This is a genomic window from Streptomyces doebereineriae (assembly GCF_031845645.1).
GTDB lineage: Bacteria > Actinomycetota > Actinomycetes > Streptomycetales > Streptomycetaceae > Streptomyces > Streptomyces canus.
Genome location: NZ_JAVREZ010000021.1, coordinates 43,600 through 63,891, shown reverse-complemented (window position 1 = coordinate 63,891; position 20,292 = coordinate 43,600). Strand labels below are relative to the sequence as shown.

Genomic DNA, 20,292 nt, shown 5'->3' with positions numbered 1-20,292 from the left:
GCTTCCTTGGCTGCGGGGCCGTACGGGTGTCGAATGGGGGGTTGTGACCTCACAGCCCCCCGAAGCCGACGCCCGCGCCTCCGTCGAGATCGTCTTCCGCATGGAGTCGCCGCGCATCATCGCCGGTGTCACCCGTGTCGTCAGGGACGTCGGCATCGCCGAGGAGCTCGCCCAGGACGCCCTGGTCGCCGCGCTGGAGCAGTGGCCGCGCGACGGCGTCCCCGACAACCCGGGCGCCTGGCTCATGGCCATCGCGCGCAGACGGGCCGTGGACCTGGTCCGGCGCCGGGAGAACTACGCCCGCAAGCTGGCCGAGATCGGCCGGGACCTGTCGGAGACCGCCCCGCCGGAGGAGCCGTCCGACCCCGAGGACATCGACGACGACCTGCTCAGGCTCGTCTTCACCACCTGTCACCCGGTGCTGTCCGCCGAGGCCCGCACCGCCCTCACCCTGCGGCTGCTCGGCGGCCTGACCACCCCCGAGATCGCCCGCGCCTTCCTCGTCCCGGAGGCGACGGTCGCCCAGCGCATCGTGCGCGCCAAGCGGACCCTCGCCACGAAGAACATCGCCTTCGAGGTGCCCTACGGCCCCGACCGCGAGGCCCGCCTCGGTTCCGTCCTGGACGTCATCTACCTGATCTTCAACGAGGGATACGCGGCCACGGCGGGCGACGACTGGCTGCGCCCCTCCCTGTGCGAGGACGCCCTGCGGCTGGCCCGCCTGCTGTCCGCCCTCATGCCCAAGGAACCCGAGGTGCACGGCCTCGCGGCCCTGCTGGAGTTCCAGGCCTCGCGCACGGCCGCCCGCACCGGACCGCGGGGCGAACCGGTCCTCCTCAAGGACCAGCACCGCAGCCGCTGGAACCGCATGCTCATCGCCCGCGGCATCAAGGCCCTGGGCCGCGCGGACGCCACGGCCGCGGGCGCCCCCGGCCCCTACGTCCTCCAGGCCGCCATCGCCGCCTGCCACGCGCACGCGTACTCCTACGACGAGACCGACTGGCCGGCCATCGCCACCCTCTACGCCCTGCTCGCCGCCCGCGCCCCCTCCCCGGTCGTCGAACTCAACCGCGCGGTCGCCGTCTCGATGGCCGAGGGACCGGGCCCGGCCCTGGAGATCGTCGACGCCCTCACCGACGAACCCGCCCTGGCCGACTACCACCTGCTGCCGAGCGTGCGCGGCGATCTCCTGGCCCGCCTCGGACGTACGACGCAGGCACGGGCCGAGTTCGAGCGGGCGGCCGCGCTGACCCGCAACGAACGCGAGCGGGAACTGCTGCTGGACAGGGCGCGGGAGTGCGGTCAGTGATCCGTTGTCACCTGGAGCCGCTCACGTAAGCCCCGCCGGCCGTCCCAGCAGCATGGTCGGCGCTCCCGCGACCCGGGTCAGGAACACGGTCACGGAGTGCGGCCCCTGCGGCTTCGGAAGCGCCTTGCGCCGCAGCTCCTCCGGCTCGACGGCCGACCCCCGCTTCTTCACGGTCAGGATCCCGACCTCCCGCTCCCGCAGCAGCGCCTTCAACTTCTTCACGTTGAAGGGAAGTCGGTCGGTGATCTCGTACGCCGTGGCGTACGGGGTCGCGTGCAGCGCGTCCGCGGTGACGTAGGCGATGGTGGGGTCGATCAGCCCGCCGTCGAGCTCCTCGGCCGCCTCGGCCACCAGATGGGCCCGGATGACGGCGCCGTCGGGCTCGTACAAGTACCGCCCCACGGAACGGACTTCGGGGTCGGGGAGCCCCCGGCCGAGCAGGGTCCGCGGTCCCGGCAGCAGCGTGGCCCGGACGGCCCCCGGCGCGGTGCCGAACCACAGCACCGCCTCCTTCACGTCCCCGCCGTCGGAGATCCACTCCGCCTCGGCCTCCGCCGGAACCGCCTCGTGCGGAATGCCGGGCGCGACCTTCAGCGCGGCGTGCGGGGCCTTGAGAGCCGCCCGGACCGCCCACGACAGGGGCGGCGAGTAGGCCTCCGGATCGAAGATGCGGCCACGCCCGCCCCGCCTCGCCGGATCCACGAACACGGCGTCGTACGAGGCCGTGTCCACCTCCGTGACGTCCGCCTCCCGTACGTCGATCAGGCCGGCGAGTCCCAGTGCGTCCGCGTTCGCCCGCGCGGCCGCCGCCGTCAGCGGATCCCGGTCCACCGCGAGGACCCGGATGCCGGCCCGGGCCAGCGCGATCGCGTCCCCGCCGATCCCGCAGCACAGGTCGGCGACGGAGGTGACGCCCAGTGCCCGCAGGCGCTCCGCGCGGTATGCCGCCACGCTGGCCCTTGTCGACTGCTCGACCCCGTTCGGCGTGAAGAACATCCGCTCCGCGTCCTCGGCCCCGAACTTGGCCGCCGCCCGCTGCCGCAACCGGGCCTGGCCGAGCGCCGCGGAGACGAGTCCGGCGGAATGCCCGCGGCGCAGCCGGGTGGCGACGGCGAGTTCGTCGGCGGGGGCGGTGCCGCGCACTTCGTCGAGGAGGGCACGGCCCTCGGGGGTGAGGAGGGGGGCGAGGTCGTTCACCGGGTCATTGTGGGCCAGTCGGTGGACGGTCCGCTTCCGGCGGCGGTGTCGGCCCGGGTGCGATGCCGTGACCTGCAAGGATCCGGCCTCATGGGAACGGTAGGACAAAAGTATAAAAATGGTGCGTTGATGGTGTCGGTGTCGATCCGTGGCGGCCTCGTCCTCCTGGCAGTGGCCGCCCTGGTCTCCGGCTGCGCCGGCCCGGCCGGGACCGGCGTACGGCCGCAGCAGCCCCTCAACGCGCCCCCGGCCCCCGCCGCCGACCTCCAGGCCGACAAGACCCGTATCCGGGCCGCCCGGCTCCGCGCCGAGCAGACCCGGATCTCCGCCGCCAGGCGCTGGGGCCTGAAGAAGGTCCCGCTGACGGCCCCGCCGGCGCCCGCGGTCAAGCCCCGCATCACCACCCGCCACGGCTTCGAGGTCGACGGCCACCGGGAGAAGGGGCTGCCACCGGTCTTCACCACGGTCCCCACCGAACAGAAGATCGTCTTCCTCACCATCGACGACGGCGCCGAGAAGGACCCCGCGTTCCTGCGGATGATGAGCGAACTGAAGATCCCGTACACCGCCTTCCTCAGCGACTACCTGGTCAAGGACGACTACGGCTACTTCGCGAGGATGCGGGACAGGGGGGTCGTACTGAACAACCACACGCTCCACCACCCCTACCTGCCCGCGCTGTCGTACGCCCGCCAGCAGCGCGAGATCTGCGGGATGCAGGACGTCATCGAGAAGCGGTTCGGCGCGCGGCCCACGCTCTTCCGCCCGCCCTACGGCAACTACAACGAGGACACCCTGCGCGCGGCCAGGTCCTGCGGCATCAAGTACGCGCCCCTCTGGAACGAAGAGGTCTTCGTCGACCACTGGGAGTACCGCGAGTGGGACCAGGACATCCACCCGGGCGACATCGTGCTCAGCCACTTCCGGGGCCGCAAGGACTGGAAGGGCACGATGCCCGACATGGTCCGCCGCTTCCTGAACAGGATCACGGCCGAGGGGTACGCGGTGGCCCGTCTCGAGGACTACCTGTGAGAGCGCGGGCACTGGTCGCCGGGGGGCTGGCGGCCGTCCTGCTCACCGGCTGTGCCCAGTCCGTCGATCCCATCGAACGGCTGGGCAAGAAGGCGGCGCAGCGGGTGGGGTCGTACGGACCGGACGGACCGGACGGACCGGACGGACCGGGCGGGGCGAGCAGGGCGGACGGACGGCCGTACCGCCATTGGGGTCTCCTGGCCCCGCTGCAGGCGCCCCCGCGGGCGGCGGCGCGCGCGGCGGTGCGCCGGGGCGGCCTGCCGCCGGTCGTGAGACGTGTCGGGACGTCCGACAAGGTCGTCTTCCTCACCTACGACGACGGTGCCGAAAGGGATCCGCGGTTCGTCGACATGGTCCGTGAACTGCGGCTGCCCGTCAGCATGTTCCTCACGGACAGCGTCGTCGGCCCCGGGTACGGCCACTTCGCGCGCCTCCAGTCGGTCGGCGCGAGCATCCAGAACCACACCCTCGACCACCCCGCCCTGCGCGGGCTGCCGTACACCGGCCAGCGCGCCGAGATCTGCGGCCAGCAGGAGAAGGTGCGGTCCCGCTTCGGGATCCGGCCGCGGCTGTTCCGGCCGCCCTACGGCACGTACGACCGCACGACCCTGCGCGCGGCGGCCGACTGCGGGCTCTCCGCGGTCGTGCTGTGGAGCGTGTCGGGGGAGGGCGGCGCGCCGCAGCGGCCGCTGCGGGCGGGAGACATCGTCTCGGTGGCATCGGGGGAGGCGACGGGGCCGACGCTGACGGAACGGACGACGAGGGTGCTGCGGGAGATCGAGCGGCGCGGGCTGACGGTGGGGCGGCTGGAGGACTATCTGTAGGCGCTCCGGCGGCGCCGCCGGAGACGCGATTGGCACTCCGCTTGACCGAGTGCTAATCACGGTCATAGTCTCGGGTCTGGCACTCCCCCCTGGAGAGTGCCAACACAGCGACGGGCAGGTCCGGCACCCGCGACGACGGATCCACCTGGTCGCCACCTCAGACAGTCAACCCCGTGATCTCCGAAGGGGGAGGTCGGATCGTGACGACCACCAGCTCCAAGGTTGCCATCAAGCCGCTCGAGGACCGCATTGTGGTCCAGCCGCTCGACGCCGAGCAGACCACCGCCTCTGGCCTGGTCATCCCGGACACCGCCAAGGAGAAGCCCCAGGAGGGCGTCGTCCTGGCCGTGGGCCCGGGCCGCTTCGAGAACGGCGAGCGCCTGCCGCTCGACGTCAAGACCGGCGACATCGTGCTGTACAGCAAGTACGGCGGCACCGAGGTGAAGTACAACGGCGAGGAGTACCTCGTCCTCTCGGCTCGCGACGTGCTCGCGATCATCGAGAAGTAATTCACCCAAGCATTTCTTTGAGCTGCGCCCCTGGCCCCCGCGACCACTAACAAGCCGGGCGCCCGGGGCGCAGTCTCTTTTCACCTAGATTTCCGAGAGGGCTCACGCTCCCATGGCGAAGATCCTGAAGTTCGACGAGGACGCCCGTCGCGCCCTCGAGCGCGGCGTCAACAAGCTTGCCGACACGGTCAAGGTGACGATCGGCCCCAAGGGCCGCAACGTCGTCATCGACAAGAAGTTCGGCGCTCCCACCATCACCAACGACGGTGTCACGATCGCCCGTGAGGTCGAGATCGATGACCCGTACGAGAACCTCGGCGCCCAGCTGGTGAAGGAGGTGGCGACCAAGACCAACGACATCGCGGGTGACGGCACCACCACCGCCACCGTGCTGGCCCAGGCGCTGGTCCGCGAGGGCCTGAAGAACGTCGCCGCGGGTGCCTCCCCGGCCGCCCTGAAGAAGGGCATCGACGCCGCGGTCAAGGCCGTGTCCGAGGAGCTCCTCGCGACCGCCCGCCCGATCGACGAGAAGTCCGACATCGCCGCCGTCGCCGGTCTGTCCGCCCAGGACAGCCAGGTCGGCGAGCTCATCGCCGAGGCGATGGACAAGGTCGGCAAGGACGGTGTCATCACCGTCGAGGAGTCCAACACCTTCGGTCTGGAGCTGGACTTCACCGAGGGCATGGCCTTCGACAAGGGCTACCTGTCGCCCTACATGGTCTCCGACCAGGAGCGTATGGAGGCCGTCCTCGACGACCCGTACATCCTGATCAACCAGGGCAAGATCTCCTCGATCCAGGACCTGCTGCCGCTGCTCGAGAAGGTCATCCAGTCGGGTGCCTCCAAGCCGCTGCTGATCATCGCCGAGGACGTCGACGGCGAGGCCCTGTCGACCCTGGTCGTCAACAAGATCCGCGGCACCTTCAACGCGGTCGCCGTCAAGGCCCCCGGCTTCGGTGACCGCCGCAAGGCGATGCTCCAGGACCTGGCGGTCCTCACCGGCGCCACGGTCATCTCCGAGGAGGTCGGCCTCAAGCTCGACCAGGTCGGCCTGGACGTGCTCGGCACCGCCCGCCGCGTCACCGTCACCAAGGACGACACCACGGTCGTCGACGGTGCCGGCGACTCCTCCGAGGTCACGGGCCGCGTCGCCCAGATCAAGGCCGAGATCGAGAACACCGACTCCGACTGGGACCGCGAGAAGCTCCAGGAGCGCCTCGCGAAGCTGGCCGGCGGCGTGTGCGTGATCAAGGTCGGCGCCGCCACCGAGGTGGAGCTGAAGGAGAAGAAGCACCGTCTGGAGGACGCCATCTCCGCGACCCGCGCCGCGGTCGAGGAGGGCATCGTCTCCGGTGGTGGCTCCGCTCTGGTCCACGCCGCCAAGGTGCTCGAGGGCGGCCTCGGCAAGACCGGCGACGAGGCCACCGGTGTCGCCGTCGTCCGCAAGGCCGTCGTCGAGCCGCTGCGCTGGATCGCCGAGAACGCCGGCCTCGAGGGCTACGTCATCACCGCCAAGGTCGCCGAGCTCGACAAGGGCCAGGGCTTCAACGCCGCGACCGGCGAGTACGGCGACCTGGTCAAGGCCGGCGTCATCGACCCGGTCAAGGTCACCCGCTCCGCCCTGGAGAACGCCGCCTCCATCGCCTCCCTCCTCCTGACGACCGAGACCCTGGTCGTCGAGAAGAAGGAAGAGGAGGAGCCGGCCGCCGGTGGTCACGGCCACGGCCACTCCCACTGAGCCCAGCGCTCGCAAGGAGGCCCCCGTTCCCTCAGAGGGAACGGGGGCTTTCCCCTTCGCGGGTCACAGGGACCGGGCCGTCATTCTCCGAGCACCCCCAGCTGTTCCATCAGCCCCGCACGGTCGTACTGCCACCAGCCCTCGCAGATCCGCCCGTCCCGGAACCGGTGCCAGGTGGTCCCGGTCATCGTCACGTTCTGCCCGCTCGCCGGGATCCCCACGAACTCGCCGGTGTGCTTGCCGGCCCAGGTCCAGCGGGTGCACACCCGGTCGTCCTGGGCGATCTGATCGTCCACCCGGAAGGTGAAGGCGAAGGCCCGCCGCCACCCTTCGTACTCCTCGCGCGCGCCCGCAAGCCCCAGATCGTCCGGATTGGCCGGATCGTGGTCCATGTAGTCGTCGGTGAACCGCTCGAACAGCTCCGCCGTCCCGGCCCGCCCGGCGTGCTCGAAGAACTCCCGCGCGACGGCCGGGTTGAGCTGCTCGTCCCGCACCACGTCCAGATCGGTGAAGGTCGGCGTCTCGTCACACAGCGCGAGCATCCCCTGGAAGATCCGCTCCGTCTCCGGCAGCCCCGAATTCCGCATCGCCTCCTCGTACGACGGAAACTCCACGATCTCGACGAAGTGCGACGCGTCGGACCGGTCCTTGCCGACCACCGCATGCGTCGCGGTCCGCTTCCCCTTGGTCTGCTCGACCCATGTGTCCATCAGCCGGTCCATCTCGTCGAAACGGCTGGTCCTGCAGTCGATGAGCTGTACGAACGTCATCTCGACCTCGCCTCCGGCCCCCCTGGGTCCGGTTCCAACAGCACCATTGTCCGCCTTTTCGGGCCCTACTGCGGCCCGTACTTCCGCCCCGTCCTGGACGTGATCCCGCCCAACAACCCCCGCGGCGCCACCTTCACCAACCCCATGAGCGCCTTGTAACGCGGGTCCGGGATCGACAGGGTCTTGCCGCGGGACAGGTCGGTGAGGGCCGCTGCGACCAGCTTGTCCGCGTCGAGCCACATCCAGCCGGGGATGTTGTCCGTGCCCATCCCGGCCCGCTGGTGGAACTCGGTCCGCACGAACCCCGGGCACAGGGCCATCAGCCGGACCCCGCTCCCCGCCAGATCCCTCGCGGCACCCTGCGTGAACTGCACGACCCACGCCTTCGAGGCGCCGTACGTCCCACGAGGCACGAACGCGGCCACCGACGCGACGTTCACGACACCCCCGCGCCCCCGCTCCCGCATCGCCTCCGTCGCCGCCGACGTCAGTCGCAGCACCGCCTCGCAGTGCACCTTGAGCATCTTCAGCTCGTCGGCCATGGAGACGTCGAGATAGCGGCCCTTGTTGCCGAAGCCGGCGTTGTTGACGAGGAGGTCGACGGGGGCCTTACGGTCGGACAGGCGGGCGGCGACCGCCTCGATGCCGGGGTCCGTGGCGAGGTCGGCGGTGAGGACCTCGGCCTCGATGCCGTGGCGGTCGTGGAGTTCGGTCGCCTGTTCCTGGAGCCGCTTGGTGTCGCGGGCCACCAGCACCAGGTTGTGCCCGTCAGCCGCCAGCCGTCGTGCGAACGCGGCACCGATGCCCGCGGTCGATCCCGTAATCAATGCCGTTGTCATGGCGCAAGGTTAATGACCGGGACCGACAGCGTCCGCTTGCGGAGGACGCCGTCAGGCGCCGTGCTTCTCCACATACTCCAGCGCCCACTTCCGCAGCTCCGGATGGAGTGCCTCACCCGCCGCCAGCAGCCGTGGCTGGAGCGGCCGTTCGGTGGTCATCGCCCGGAACGCCAGGGCGACCGTCACGTCGTGGTCCGGCCGGTGCACGATCTCGACCGGGTCCCCGGTCCGGATCTCGCCCGGCTGGATCACCCGCAGATACGCCCCGGGCGCGCCCCTCTGCGTGAACCGCTTCACCCACTGCTTCTCGTCCATGTGGCCCTGGAAGGTGCCGCACGGGATGCGCGCGCTCGTGACCTCGAGCACCACCTCGGGCCCGAGGCGCCAGCGCTCGCCGATCAGCGCGCCGGAGACGTCGATGCCCCGCGTCGTGAGGTTCTCGCCGAAGGCGCCGTTGGCCAGCGAGCGGCCCAGCTCGCCCTCCCACTCGTCCAGGTCCTCGCGCGCCATCGCGTACACGGCCTGGTCGTCTCCGCCGTGGTGCTGCTTCTTGCACACCGCGTCCCCGGCGAGCGCGCTCCCGCCGATGCCCTTGGGCCCGGGCGCGGCCACCCGCACGGGTCCGTCGACCGGCCGCTTGTCGATACCGGTGACACCCTCCGGGTTGTCCGTGTACGCGACGGCCTTGGCGCGGCCCAGATTCACCGACAGAAGCTCCATGGCGGCACGGTAGGGGACCGGGACCCAAAGGTGCCATGCATTATTCGTCGCCGTATCAAAGCAGGGCTTATCCTCGAAAGGTGATCGAGGCCCGACATCTCCGTGTTCTGCGTGCCGTCGCCGCGACCGGCTCCTTCTCTGCCGCGGGGCGTGAACTGGGCTGCACCCAGCCCGCCGTCAGCCAGCAGATGAAGGCCCTGGAGGCGTCCGTGGGCACGCCGTTGCTCATCCGCAGCGGACGCGAGATGCGGCTGACGCAGGCGGGCCAGGCGCTGGTGCGGCACGCCGCCGGGATCCTGGCGGGACTGACGGCGGCGGAGGAGGAGGTCGCCGCCATCGCCGGCCTGCGGGCCGGGCGGGTCCGGCTCGTCTCCTTCCCCAGCGGCAGTTCCACCCTCGTCCCCACCGCCCTCGCCGCCCTGCGCGCCGCCCACCCCGGCACCCGCGTCTTTCTGGAGGAGGCCGAACCCCCGCAGTCCGTCGGCCTGTTGCGGGAGGGCGACTGCGACATCGCGCTCGCCTTCCGGTACGAGGGGGCCGGGGGCGGGGACGAGTGGGACGACCTGGTCGTACGGCCCCTGCTGACCGACCGGCTCGTCGCCCTCGTACCGGAGCGGCACCGGCTCGCGCGCGCGGAGTCCGTGTCCATCGGGGAGCTCGCCGGAGAGTCGTGGATCGCCGGATGCCCGCGTTGCCGCGGCCAGTTGGTCGAGGTGTGCGAGGGCGCCGGCTTCACGCCCCGCATCGACTTCGCGACCGACGACTACCCGGCGGTCGTCGGCCTGGTGGGCGCGGGCCTCGGCGTCGCCGTCCTGCCCCAGCTCGCGGTCGAGTCCGTACGGCCACGGGGCGCGCGCACGGTGACGCTGGAACCGGCGGTCCGGCGGGAGATCGTCGCGCTCACGCTGCCCGACCTGGCCCAGGTGCCGGCGGTGGCGGCGACGCTGGAGCAACTGGCGCGCGCGGCCGACCGGTAGGCCGAAAAGAATGAAGGGCACGCGCGCGTGCCCTTCTAGGAGAAACGTTCCTTCAGTTGTTCGATGCGCCGCTTCCCACGGACGACGTGGACACCAGCCGGTGCCGCGCCCGCCCCATGAGCTCCTCGCGCTCGTCCTCGGTCAGCCCGCCCCATACGCCGTACGGTTCTCTCACCGCGAGCGCGTGCGCCGCGCACTGCGCGCGTACCGGGCACCTCATGCAGACCTCCTTGGCCGAGTTCTCGCGAGCGCTCCGGGCCGCACCGCGCTCGCCCTCCGGATGGAAGAAGAGCGAGCTGTCCACCCCGCGACAGGCGGCCAGGAGCTGCCAGTCCCACAGGTCCGCGTTCGGTCCGGGAAGGCGGGAGAAATCTGCCATTGCGTGACCCCTTGTAGCCGTTCTGGGCGGATACGGTGTCCACGACCGTACATCTACGATCTAAGGAGATGAAAATATGACTCATTGCGAATCTAGCCTCAGACACCAGGAAATGGGAAGAAAAGGGTCTGAATGGGGCATGGGTTGTGATGAAACGTTGTGGGTCCGCCGTGCATGTCTGCACCGTGTCCGGGCCCTCACGTAGAGTGCCGAAGACAGTGCACAGCCCCGTAACTCTTTCGGGTGACCGTCGTTGAGAGTGCGGAGGCGGTTGAAAACACAAGCGCTCGGACAGGCGTCCGAGTCGGTCGACCGCACAGGTGACGATTTCGTACCAGCCTGGAGGCTCAAGGTGACGTGCATCAGCTGCGGAGGACGGCCATGACATCCGTCCTCGTCTGCGACGACTCCCCGCTTGCCCGAGAGGCGCTCCGCCGCGCGGTCGCGACCGTGCCCGGCGTCGAGCGCGTGACGACCGCGGCCAACGGCGAGGAAGTCCTCCGCCGCTGGGGCGCGGACCGTTCGGACCTGATTCTGATGGACGTACGCATGCCCGGTCTGGGCGGCGTCGAGACCGTGCGGCGGCTGCTGTCCGCGGACCCCGGTGCGCGCATCATCATGCTCACGGTCGCGGAGGACCTCGACGGGGTCGCTCTCGCGGTGGCCGCGGGTGCCCGGGGCTACCTCCACAAGGACGCCTCCCGCGCGGAGTTGCGTGCCACGGTGACGCAGGCGCTCGCCGACCCGACCTGGCGGCTCGCCCCGCGTCGGCTGCGGTCGGCGGAGATGGGCGCGGCGCCCACTCTCACCGCGCGTGAGATCCAGGTGCTCGAAGGCATGAGTCACGGTCGCTCCAACGCGGAGATCGGGCGTGAGCTTTTTCTCTCCGAGGACACCGTCAAGACGCATGCTCGGCGGCTGTTCAAAAAGCTCGGTGCTTCGGACCGGGCGCACGCCGTCGCGCTCGGGTTCCGCTGGGGCCTGGTGCGTTGAGCGCCTCGCCGTAGTGAAGCCGCAGGTCGTTGGTGGCTGGTCGCGCCCGCGCGGCGGAGCCGTACATCGATGCAGCCCCGCGCCCCTGAAGGGGCGCGGTCGCGGGGTCGGCCGGGCAGTCCCGTCGGCGCCCGCTGCCTGTTTCGGCGCGGATGCCGCATCCTTGAGATGTGGAGTCTCTCGGGGACGAGTCGGTCGAGCGGAAGGGGAGGGCGCAGGGTATGAGTTCCGGCGCACCTGCTCATAACGCTTCGGTGCACAACAACCAGCGCGATGCCACGGATCCAACGACGCCAAGGCACCATGGACCGATGCGCGACGACGAGGCGGCTCATCCCCATGGGGCGATCGGTGCGCTCGTCCACAGTGCCGTGGAGGGAGACGAGCAGGCCACGCACGACCTGCTCGCCCATGTCCACCCGTTGGCCCTGCGCTACTGCCGCACCCGGTTGTCCCGTCTCCCGGGTGATGCCCGGCACTTCGTGGAGGACCTCGCGCAGGAGGTCTGCGTAGCCGTCCTCCTCGCCCTGCCGCGCTATCGCGACACCGGGCGCCCCTTCGAGGCGTTCGTCTTCGCCATCGCCGCGCACAAGGTCGCCGACCTGCAGCGCGCCGCCATGCGCCACCCCGGCTCGACGGCGGTCCCGTCCGACGAGATGCCGGAGCGGCCCGACGACTCGCTCGGCCCCGAGGAGCGGGCGCTGCTCAGCAGCGACGCCGAATGGGCCAAGAAACTGCTGGCCAACCTCCCCGAGAACCAGCGCGAGCTGTTGCTGCTGCGGATCGCCGTGGGGTTGACGGCGGAGGAGACGGGCCAGATGTTGGGAATGTCACCCGGTGCGGTCCGTGTGGCGCAGCACCGGGCGCTGAGCAGGTTGCGAGCGCTGGCCGAGCAGTAGGGCGCGCTCCTGAACGGGCGGCACGCCGCTTCCGTACGAACATACGAAGCCCGGAGCGGGGCCGAACCGTGGAATCCGTGGAATTTGCCACCCTTGCTTCCCGTTAGCATGGACATCCGCACCGATCAAGGCCATTTGGGGAAGGTGTCATGACTGCAAACGTCGACGGAGTGCCCGACAAATTCGCGACGCTCGGGCTGACCTACGACGACGTGCTGCTGCTGCCGGGAGCGTCCGCGGTGCTCCCGAACGCGGTCGACACCTCGTCCCGCATCTCCCGCAACGTCCGGGTCAACATCCCGCTGCTCTCGGCGGCCATGGACAAGGTGACCGAGTCCCGCATGGCCATCGCGATGGCCCGCCTCGGTGGCGTCGGTGTGCTGCACCGCAACCTCTCCGTCGAGGACCAGGTCAACCAGGTCGACCTGGTGAAGCGGTCCGAGTCGGGCATGGTCACCGACCCGATCACCGTGCACCCGGAGGCGACCCTCGCCGAGGCCGACGCCCTGTGCGCCAAGTTCCGCATCAGCGGTGTCCCGGTCACCGATCCGGCCGGCAAGCTCCTCGGCATCGTCACCAACCGTGACATGGCCTTCGAGTCGGACCGCAGCCGCCAGGTGCGCGAGGTCATGACGCCGATGCCGCTGGTCACCGGCCAGGTCGGCATCTCCGGCACCGACGCCATGGACCTGCTGCGCAAGCACAAGATCGAGAAGCTGCCGCTCGTCGACGACTCAGGTGTCCTCAAGGGCCTGATCACCGTCAAGGACTTCGTCAAGGCGGAGAAGTACCCCAACGCCGCCAAGGACTCCGAAGGCCGCCTCCTCGTCGGTGCCGCCGTCGGCGCCAGCCCCGAGGCCCTGGAGCGCGCCCAAGCGCTCGCCGAGGCCGGTGTGGACTTCCTGGTCGTGGACACCTCGCACGGCCACAACAGCAACGCCCTCAGCTGGATGGCGAAGATCAAGTCGAGCGTCGGCGTCGACGTGATCGGCGGCAACGTCGCCACGCGTGACGGCGCCCAGGCGCTGATCGACGCCGGTGTCGACGGCATCAAGGTCGGTGTCGGACCGGGCTCCATCTGCACCACGCGCGTGGTCGCCGGCATCGGCGTCCCGCAGGTCACCGCCATCTACGAGGCCTCCCTCGCCGCCCGTCCCGCGGGCATCCCGCTCATCGGCGACGGCGGCCTGCAGTACTCCGGCGACATCGGCAAGGCGCTCGCCGCCGGCGCCGACACCGTGATGCTGGGCTCGCTGCTCGCGGGTTGCGAGGAGTCGCCCGGCGAACTGCAGTTCATCAACGGCAAGCAGTTCAAGTCGTACCGCGGCATGGGCTCGCTCGGTGCCATGCAGTCCCGGGGCCAGGGCAAGTCGTACTCGAAGGACCGCTACTTCCAGGCCGAGGTCGCCGCCGACGACAAGCTCGTGCCCGAGGGCATCGAGGGCCAGGTGCCCTACCGCGGCCCGCTGTCCAGCGTCCTCCACCAGCTCGTCGGCGGGCTGCGTCAGACCATGGGCTACGTGGGCGCGGCCACCATCGACGAGATGGAGTCCAAGGGCCGCTTCGTGCGGATCACCTCGGCGGGCCTCAAGGAGAGCCACCCGCACGACATCCAGATGACGGTCGAGGCGCCGAACTACAGCCGTAAGTAGTCGCCACGCGCGCGTGAGGGCGGTCCCGGACCATCCGGGGCCGCCCTTGTCGTACCCGTCGGCGATACTGGAAGACGCTGAACGCATCAGGGAAAGGCCACACATCGTGACTGAGATCGAGATCGGGCGCGGCAAGCGCGGCCGCCGGGCGTACGCCTTCGACGACATCGCCGTCGTCCCCAGCCGTCGTACGCGCGACCCGAAGGAGGTCTCGATCGCCTGGCAGATCGACGCCTACCGCTTCGAGCTGCCCTTCCTGGCCGCCCCCATGGACTCGGTCGTCTCCCCGGCCACCGCGATCCGCATAGGAGAACTCGGCGGCCTCGGCGTCCTGAACCTCGAAGGCCTCTGGACCCGGTACGAGGACCCGCAGCCGCTGCTCGACGAGATCGCCGAGCTGGACGTGGAGGCCGCGACCCGGCGCCTGCAGGAGATCTACTCCGCCCCCATCAAGGAGGAGCTGATCGGCGCGCGCATCAAGGAGGTGCGCGACTCGGGTGTGGTCACCGCGGCCGCGCTCTCCCCGCAGCGCACGGCGCAGTTCTCCAAGGCAGTGGTGGACGCGGGCGTGGACATCTTCGTCATCCGCGGCACGACGGTCTCGGCGGAGCACGTCTCCGGTTCGCACGAGCCGCTGAACCTGAAGCAGTTCATCTACGAGCTCGACGTCCCGGTGATCGTCGGCGGCTGCGCCACGTACACCGCCGCCCTGCACCTGATGCGCACCGGCGCGGCGGGCGTCCTGGTCGGCTTCGGCGGCGGCGCGGCGCACACGACGCGGAACGTACTGGGCATCCAGGTCCCGATGGCGACGGCCGTGGCCGACGTGGCCGCCGCCCGCCGGGACTACATGGACGAGTCCGGCGGCCGGTACGTGCACGTCATCGCTGACGGTGGCGTGGGCTGGTCCGGCGACCTGCCCAAGGCGATCGCCTGTGGCGCGGACGCCGTGATGATGGGCTCCCCGCTGGCCCGTGCCACGGACGCGCCCGGTCGCGGCCACCACTGGGGCATGGAGGCCGTCAACGAGGAGCTGCCGCGCGGCAAGAAGGTCGACCTCGGCACGGTCGGCACCATCGAGGAGGTCCTGGCGGGTCCGTCGCACATCCCGGACGGCTCCATGAACTTCTTCGGGGCGCTGCGGCGGGCGATGGCCACGACCGGGTACAGCGAGCTGAAGGAGTTCCAGCGGGTCGAGGTCACGGTGGCCGACTCGCAGCACAAGCGGTAGGTCGTACAGCGGGAGGGGCCGGTCGCCTGGGCGATCGGCCCCTTTCGTGTGCCCGGGGGCTTGTGCGGGGCGCGTGGGGTGGTGCGGGGGCGCCCGGTTGCGTTCGGGGCGGAAACGGGCTGGTCAGCCGGACCGAGGGCGATAACGTCCGTGTCGGCGCCTCAGGTTCCTGGAGCGCCCCCTTCCAAGGATTTGGTTCCGGACCCCGCTCCTCGGGGCCCGGCCCGATTTCCGACGGACCGTCCACCAGGCTACTGGGCGGTGTCGTGGAAGGGGGCGTCCATGGGACGTCACCGCAAGCCCACTCGCTGGGATCAGATCCGTCTTCGGATGGTGAAGTGCCGGAGGAGGTGGATCTTGCGGATTTTCGGATGGTGAGCGGCCGCCCCCACGGAAACCAGGGGCGGACACTCCGTGAACCATCAGGAGCCTGCCGCAGTACCCGCTGCGGTGGGCTCCACCTTGTTGGTGGGCTGGTGAGCGGCCGTCCCTACGAAACCTAGGGGCGGACACTCCGTGAACCATCCACGAGTCTGCCGCAGTGACCGCTACGGCCGACCCCACCTGTCTCCGTAAGGTACCCGCGCCGCGTCCCGCATGCCACCGGCTCCGGAGCCGGGTCCATCCGCGCGCCCCCCTTCACAACCTGTGCGCCGCCCCCGTAGGCGTGGCACCCCGTGTGTCCAGCAGCAGCTGGGCCTTCACCGACAGGCCTTGCAGGTCGTACGTCCGGTGCTGCTGGAGCAGGATCGTCAGGTCCGCGTCGGCCGCCGCCTCGTAGAGGGAGTCCGCGCGCGGGACCGGGCGGTCCAGGACGCTCCAGGACGGGATGTGGGGGTCGTGGTAGCTGACGGCGGCGCCGAGTTCCATCAGGCGTACGGCGACCTCCTGGGCGGGGGTGCCCTGCTGGTCGGCGAGGTCGGGTTTGTAGGTGACGCCCAGCAGGAGGACGCGGGCACCCCGCGCGGACTTGCCGTGCTCGTTGAGGAGAGCGGCGCCGCGCTGGACGACGTAACGGGGCATCTGGTCGTTGACCTGCCGGGCGAGCTCGACCATGCGCAGGGTGCGGCCGCCGCCGAGGCTGCCGCCGGTCAGGTCGCGGGGGACCGCGTGACCGCCGACGCCCGGGCCGGGGCGGAAGGCCTGGAAGCCGAACGGCTTGGTCTCCGCGCAGCGGATGACGTCCCAGAGGTCGACGCCGAGGTCGTGGCAGAGGACGGCCATCTCGTTGACGAGGGCGATGTTGACGTGCCGGAAGTTGGTCTCCAGGAGCTGGACCGTCTCCGCCTCTCGCGGGCCACGCGCGCGCACCACCTTGTCGGTGAGGCGCGAGTAGAAGGCGGCGGCCGACTCCGTGCACGCGGGCGTGAGGCCGCCGATCACCTTGGGGGTGTTGGCGGGCGTGAAGTCGCGGTTGCCGGGATCGACGCGGCTGGGGGAGTAGGCGAGGTGGAAGTCGCGGCCCGCGCGCAGACCCGAGCCCTTCTCCAGGAGCGGGCGCAGGAACTCCTCGGTGGTGCCCGGGGGCACGGGGGACTCCAGGATGACGGTGGTGTGCGGGCGCAGGTGTGTGCTCAGCGTGCGGGCGGCCCCCTCGACCTGGTTCAGGTCCAGGCCGCCGTCCGGGGCCGGCGGGGTCGGTGCGCAGATGACCGCCGTACGGACGCGGCCGAGTTCTGCCGGCCCCGCGGCCGTCCGGAAGCCCCCCGAGAGCATCCGGCGCAGTTCTGCGGGGCTGAGGGAGCCGGCCTCGGGGCCGGTGCGGTAGCCGAGGGTGGAGATGCCGGCGGCGACAGCGGCCTGGGCCAGGGGCAGTCCGTAGGGGCCGAGTCCGATCACGGCGAGATCTGCGGGCATGGCGTGGGCCGTCCTTCCCAGTAACCGAAGCGGGACAGGTGCGCAAGCCCTGTGGACTGGACGAGCGAGCGCAATGTCAGACTAGGAGTAAATATGACCGAGATACGGCATTGGTTCCGTGTGTCTTCCTGCAGGGTTGTGAGCCCGAGTGGCCTTCGGGGTACGCGGTGGTGAAAGTTATCCACAGGCTGAGGGCGACTAGTGGCCGAAGTCGGGCAAGCCGGTCAGACTTTGGACACGGGCCGGTACGTGTGAGACCAGCGCGATCGACAGCGGGAGGCAGTGGTGAGGACAGCGACACTGGGGCCGGCACAGCGTGCCGAGTCACTCGCATCAATGGCCGAGCGCGAACTGGACATCCTGGTGGTGGGAGCCGGCGTGGTCGGTGCGGGTACCGCGCTCGACGCGGTGACCCGGGGCCTGTCCGTGGGGCTGGTCGAGGCGCGTGACTGGGCCTCGGGCACCTCCAGCCGCTCCAGCAAGCTGATCCACGGCGGTCTGCGCTATCTGGAGATGCTCGACTTCGCCCTCGTGCGCGAGGCGTTGAAGGAGCGCGGACTGCTCCTCGAGCGGCTCGCCCCGCATCTCGTGAAGCCCGTGGCCTTCCTGTACCCCTTGCAGCACAAGGGCTGGGAGCGCCTGTACGCCGGCTCGGGCGTCGCGCTCTACGACGCCATGTCGATGGCCCGCGGGCACGGCCGGGGTCTGCCCACGCACCGGCACCTGAGCCACCGTCACGCCCTGCGCGTGGCGCCCGCCTTGCGGAAGGACGCGCTGGTCGGGGCCCTTCAGTACTACGACGCACAGATGGACGACGCACGCTTCGTGGCCACCCTGGTGCGCACGGCGACGGCCTACGGCGCCAAGACCGCCAACCGCGCCCGGGTGACCGGGTTCCTGCGCGAGGGCGAACGCGTGGTCGGGGCCCGGGTGCAGGACGTCGAGGCGGGCGGGGAGTACGAGATCCGCGCCAAGCAGGTGGTCAACGCGACCGGGGTGTGGACCGACGACACCCAGGCGATGGTCGGCGAGCGGGGACAGTTCCACGTCCGCGCCTCCAAGGGCATCCACCTCGTCGTGCCCAAGGACCGCATCCACTCCTCGACCGGGCTGATCCTGCGCACCGAGAAGTCCGTGCTGTTCGTCATCCCCTGGGGCCGGCACTGGATCATCGGCACCACCGACACCGACTGGGACCTCGACAAAGCCCACCCGGCCGCCTCCAGCGCGGACATCGACTACCTGCTGGAGCACGTGAACTCGGTCCTCGCGGTGCCGCTGACCCGGGACGACGTCCAGGGCGTGTACGCGGGCCTCAGGCCCCTGCTCGCCGGGGAGTCGGACGCCACCAGCAAGCTCTCGCGCGAGCACACGGTGGCGCATCCGGTGCCGGGACTCGTCGTGGTGGCGGGCGGCAAGTACACGACCTACCGGGTGATGGCCAAGGACGCCGTCGACGAGGCGGTGCACGGACTCGACACCCGGGTCGCCGAATGCGTCACGGAGGATGTGCCGCTGCTGGGCGCCGAGGGCTACCGGGCGCTGTGGAACGCGCGGGCGCGGATCGCGGCGCGCACCGGGCTTCATGTCGTCCGCGTGGAGCATCTGCTGAATCGGTACGGCGCCCTTGCCGAGGAGGTCCTCGACCTCATCGCCTCGGACGCCACGCTGGGCGAGCCGCTTCAGACCGCCGACGACTATCTGCGCGCCGAGGTCGTCTACGCCGCCTCGCACGAGGGGGCGCGGCATCTGGACGACGTGCTGACCCGGCGCACCCGTATCTCCATCGAGACCTTCGACCGGGGTGTGCGCTCCGCCCGCGAGGCCGCCGAGCTGATGGCGCCGGTGCTCGGCTGGGACAAGGACCAGATCGAGCGCGAGGTCGAGCACTACGAGAAGCGGGTGGAGGCGGAGCGCGAGTCGCAGCGGCAGCCCGACGACCTGACCGCGGACGCGGCGCGGTTGGGGGCGCCGGACATCGCGCCGCTCTGAAACTCCGGGTGAGTTCGGCTGCGGCTCGACCGAGCATCACTGGACGGAGCATCACTGGATCGAGCGCCACTGGACCGAGCATCACTCGAATGAGTGTCGTGAGACGGGATCTTCGTTCGGAACCCGGTCGTTCTACGAGGTGCGGGGGCAGAACTCGGCGGCGAGCAGGGCCGGTTCGAGGTCGGGGTCTGCGATCGACGTCGTGTTCACGCGGAAGGTGAGGACGCGACGGCCGCCGACCGTGGCTGCGGTGCGCACGTAGCTGCCGGTGATGCGGCCGTTGTGCCCCCACACCGTCGTGCCGCACGGCAGCTTCACCGGGAACAGCCCCATGCCGTACAGGCCGTGTGCGGTGCGGGTGTCCGTCATCTCGTGCAGCCAGTACGGGGACAGCAGCCGTCCGCCGAGCAGTGCCGCGTAGAAGCGGTCCAGATCGGCAAGGGTGCTCACCAGCTCGCCCGCGGCCCCGGCCACCCGCGGGTCGAGCGTGGTGATGTCGGACCCGTCGGCGGTGTAGGCACGGCCGTGTGGAGAGGGGAGAGAGGTGCGCGAACCAGGAAAGGAGGTGCCGGTCAGGCGCAGCGGGGCGATGATCCGCCGCTCGGCCTCCACCGCGTAGGAGTCACCGGTGACCTGACGGATCACCATGCCGAGCAGGACGTAGTTGGTGTTCGAGTAGAAGTAGCGGCCGGGGTCGGCCGGAGGGTGGGTGAGGGCGATACGGACGGCTTGAGCAGGAGTGAGGGGAATCAGGCCCCGGGTGTCCGCGGTGAAGTCGTTCAGGCCGCTGGTGTGGGTGAGCAGGGCGCGCAGGGTCAGCGCGCGGCCGTCGTTGCCCGCTCCGCGCACCAGGCCGGGCAGGTGACGCTCCACGGTGTCGGACAGCTTCAGCCGGTGTTCCTCGGCCAGTTGGAGGACGACCGTCGCGATGAAGGTCTTGGTGATGCTGCCGGCGCGGAAGCGGTCGGAGCGGGCGATTCCCGGTCCCGCCTCGGCGTAACGGGTCCCGCTCTGTTCCCGGGCCAGGAACGCCGCGGCGGGAGCGCCGCCCCGTGCGACCAGCAGCGGGAGCGTCGCGTCCGTGGGCGGCGCCGAGGGTGCCGAGGAGGCTGCCGGGGCCAGGGCGAGCAGCGCCAGGGACACAGGAACGACCAGCAGTCTCCGAAGCGGCGGCATGGCGGGTCCTTCCTTGTCGGAGCCATCATGCAGCGTCGCGGAACAGGGGCTTCACCCGGTCCGGGCAGGTGTGGCGGCCGGGGCGCCGGAGCGCAGACGAGGTGCGCGCGCCGCCTGCTGGGTAGTGGCTGAGCGCCGACGGGTGCGACGGTGCGCGGGGCCGGTGTGGCGAAGGAGGCCTTGGGCGGGCGGGAGCTG

The 20,292-nt window shown here is 70.6% G+C and carries 18 protein-coding genes; 11 read left to right on the top strand and 7 right to left on the bottom strand.

Annotated features, from left to right (window positions below):
* The first annotated feature begins 100 nt into the window (after positions 1-100).
* Positions 101-1,309: an RNA polymerase sigma factor gene (locus tag RNB18_RS41075; RefSeq protein WP_311719303.1), complete on the top strand. Its 1,209-nt coding sequence runs from the start codon at positions 101-103 to the stop codon at positions 1,307-1,309.
* 21 nt (positions 1,310-1,330) lie between these two features.
* Here RNB18_RS41075 and RNB18_RS41070 read toward each other — a convergent pair whose 3' ends face one another.
* Complete coding sequence (locus RNB18_RS41070; RefSeq protein ID WP_311719224.1) at positions 1,331-2,506, bottom strand: class I SAM-dependent methyltransferase; 1,176 nt, start codon at positions 2,504-2,506, stop codon at positions 1,331-1,333.
* 129 nt (positions 2,507-2,635) lie between these two features.
* On the opposite strand from RNB18_RS41070, the gene RNB18_RS41065 reads away from it, so the two are divergent.
* The 4 genes from RNB18_RS41065 to groL all read left to right on the top strand — a co-directional run bounded on the left by RNB18_RS41065 (position 2,636) and on the right by groL (position 6,609).
* A complete protein-coding gene (locus RNB18_RS41065) occupies positions 2,636-3,538 on the top strand; it encodes a polysaccharide deacetylase family protein (protein ID WP_311719223.1) in 903 nt (300 codons plus the stop codon).
* The gene (locus RNB18_RS41060) at positions 3,535-4,362 is read left to right on the top strand and encodes a polysaccharide deacetylase family protein (protein WP_311719222.1); all 828 of its coding nucleotides are present in this window, start codon (positions 3,535-3,537) and stop codon (positions 4,360-4,362) included. The genes RNB18_RS41065 and RNB18_RS41060 overlap by 4 nt, the downstream gene beginning before the upstream one ends.
* A gap of 200 nt (positions 4,363-4,562) precedes the next feature.
* Positions 4,563-4,871, top strand: a complete 309-nt coding sequence (gene groES / locus RNB18_RS41055; RefSeq protein ID WP_003998759.1) for a co-chaperone GroES — start codon at positions 4,563-4,565, stop codon at positions 4,869-4,871.
* Between the two features lie 112 nt (positions 4,872-4,983).
* Positions 4,984-6,609 (top strand): chaperonin GroEL, encoded by a 1,626-nt coding sequence (gene groL, locus RNB18_RS41050; protein WP_311719221.1) that lies wholly within the window; start codon positions 4,984-4,986, stop codon positions 6,607-6,609.
* Between the two features lie 80 nt (positions 6,610-6,689).
* On the opposite strand, the gene RNB18_RS41045 is transcribed toward groL, so the two are convergent.
* The 3 genes from RNB18_RS41045 to RNB18_RS41035 form a co-directional block, all read right to left on the bottom strand.
* A complete protein-coding gene (locus tag RNB18_RS41045; protein ID WP_311719220.1) occupies positions 6,690-7,379 on the bottom strand; it encodes an ester cyclase in 690 nt (229 codons plus the stop codon).
* A 65-nt stretch (positions 7,380-7,444) separates the two neighbouring features.
* Positions 7,445-8,218, bottom strand: coding sequence for an SDR family NAD(P)-dependent oxidoreductase (locus RNB18_RS41040; protein WP_311719219.1), 774 nt, complete (start codon positions 8,216-8,218; stop codon positions 7,445-7,447).
* 51 nt (positions 8,219-8,269) lie between these two features.
* The gene (locus RNB18_RS41035) at positions 8,270-8,938 is read right to left on the bottom strand and encodes an MOSC domain-containing protein (RefSeq protein ID WP_311719218.1); all 669 of its coding nucleotides are present in this window, start codon (positions 8,936-8,938) and stop codon (positions 8,270-8,272) included.
* Positions 8,939-9,018: 80 nt separating this feature from the next.
* On the opposite strand from RNB18_RS41035, the gene RNB18_RS41030 reads away from it, so the two are divergent.
* Positions 9,019-9,915, top strand: coding sequence for a LysR family transcriptional regulator (locus tag RNB18_RS41030; RefSeq protein ID WP_311719217.1), 897 nt, complete (start codon positions 9,019-9,021; stop codon positions 9,913-9,915).
* A gap of 52 nt (positions 9,916-9,967) precedes the next feature.
* Here RNB18_RS41030 and RNB18_RS41025 read toward each other — a convergent pair whose 3' ends face one another.
* Positions 9,968-10,294 (bottom strand): WhiB family transcriptional regulator, encoded by a 327-nt coding sequence (locus RNB18_RS41025; protein ID WP_311719216.1) that lies wholly within the window; start codon positions 10,292-10,294, stop codon positions 9,968-9,970.
* Positions 10,295-10,675: 381 nt separating this feature from the next.
* On the opposite strand from RNB18_RS41025, the gene RNB18_RS41020 reads away from it, so the two are divergent.
* From RNB18_RS41020 to RNB18_RS41005, 4 genes are all read left to right on the top strand, one after another.
* Complete coding sequence (locus RNB18_RS41020; protein ID WP_003948568.1) at positions 10,676-11,287, top strand: response regulator transcription factor; 612 nt, start codon at positions 10,676-10,678, stop codon at positions 11,285-11,287.
* 311 nt (positions 11,288-11,598) lie between these two features.
* Positions 11,599-12,186, top strand: a complete 588-nt coding sequence (locus RNB18_RS41015; protein ID WP_007384137.1) for a sigma-70 family RNA polymerase sigma factor — start codon at positions 11,599-11,601, stop codon at positions 12,184-12,186.
* 149 nt (positions 12,187-12,335) lie between these two features.
* Positions 12,336-13,838, top strand: coding sequence for an IMP dehydrogenase (guaB, locus tag RNB18_RS41010; RefSeq protein ID WP_266521223.1), 1,503 nt, complete (start codon positions 12,336-12,338; stop codon positions 13,836-13,838).
* A gap of 106 nt (positions 13,839-13,944) precedes the next feature.
* The gene (locus tag RNB18_RS41005) at positions 13,945-15,069 is read left to right on the top strand and encodes a GuaB3 family IMP dehydrogenase-related protein (protein ID WP_057607856.1); all 1,125 of its coding nucleotides are present in this window, start codon (positions 13,945-13,947) and stop codon (positions 15,067-15,069) included.
* Between the two features lie 639 nt (positions 15,070-15,708).
* Here RNB18_RS41005 and RNB18_RS41000 read toward each other — a convergent pair.
* Positions 15,709-16,926: a nucleotide sugar dehydrogenase gene (locus tag RNB18_RS41000; protein ID WP_311719215.1), complete on the bottom strand. Its 1,218-nt coding sequence runs from the start codon at positions 16,924-16,926 to the stop codon at positions 15,709-15,711.
* Between the two features lie 285 nt (positions 16,927-17,211).
* Here RNB18_RS41000 and RNB18_RS40995 point away from each other — a divergent pair, with 285 nt between their 5' ends.
* Entirely contained in the window at positions 17,212-18,918 is a 1,707-nt protein-coding gene (locus RNB18_RS40995) for a glycerol-3-phosphate dehydrogenase/oxidase (RefSeq protein WP_311719214.1), read from the top strand.
* A 132-nt stretch (positions 18,919-19,050) separates the two neighbouring features.
* On the opposite strand, the gene RNB18_RS40990 is transcribed toward RNB18_RS40995, so the two are convergent.
* Positions 19,051-20,094: a serine hydrolase domain-containing protein gene (locus tag RNB18_RS40990; RefSeq protein ID WP_311719213.1), complete on the bottom strand. Its 1,044-nt coding sequence runs from the start codon at positions 20,092-20,094 to the stop codon at positions 19,051-19,053.
* Between the last annotated feature and the right edge of the window lie 198 nt (positions 20,095-20,292).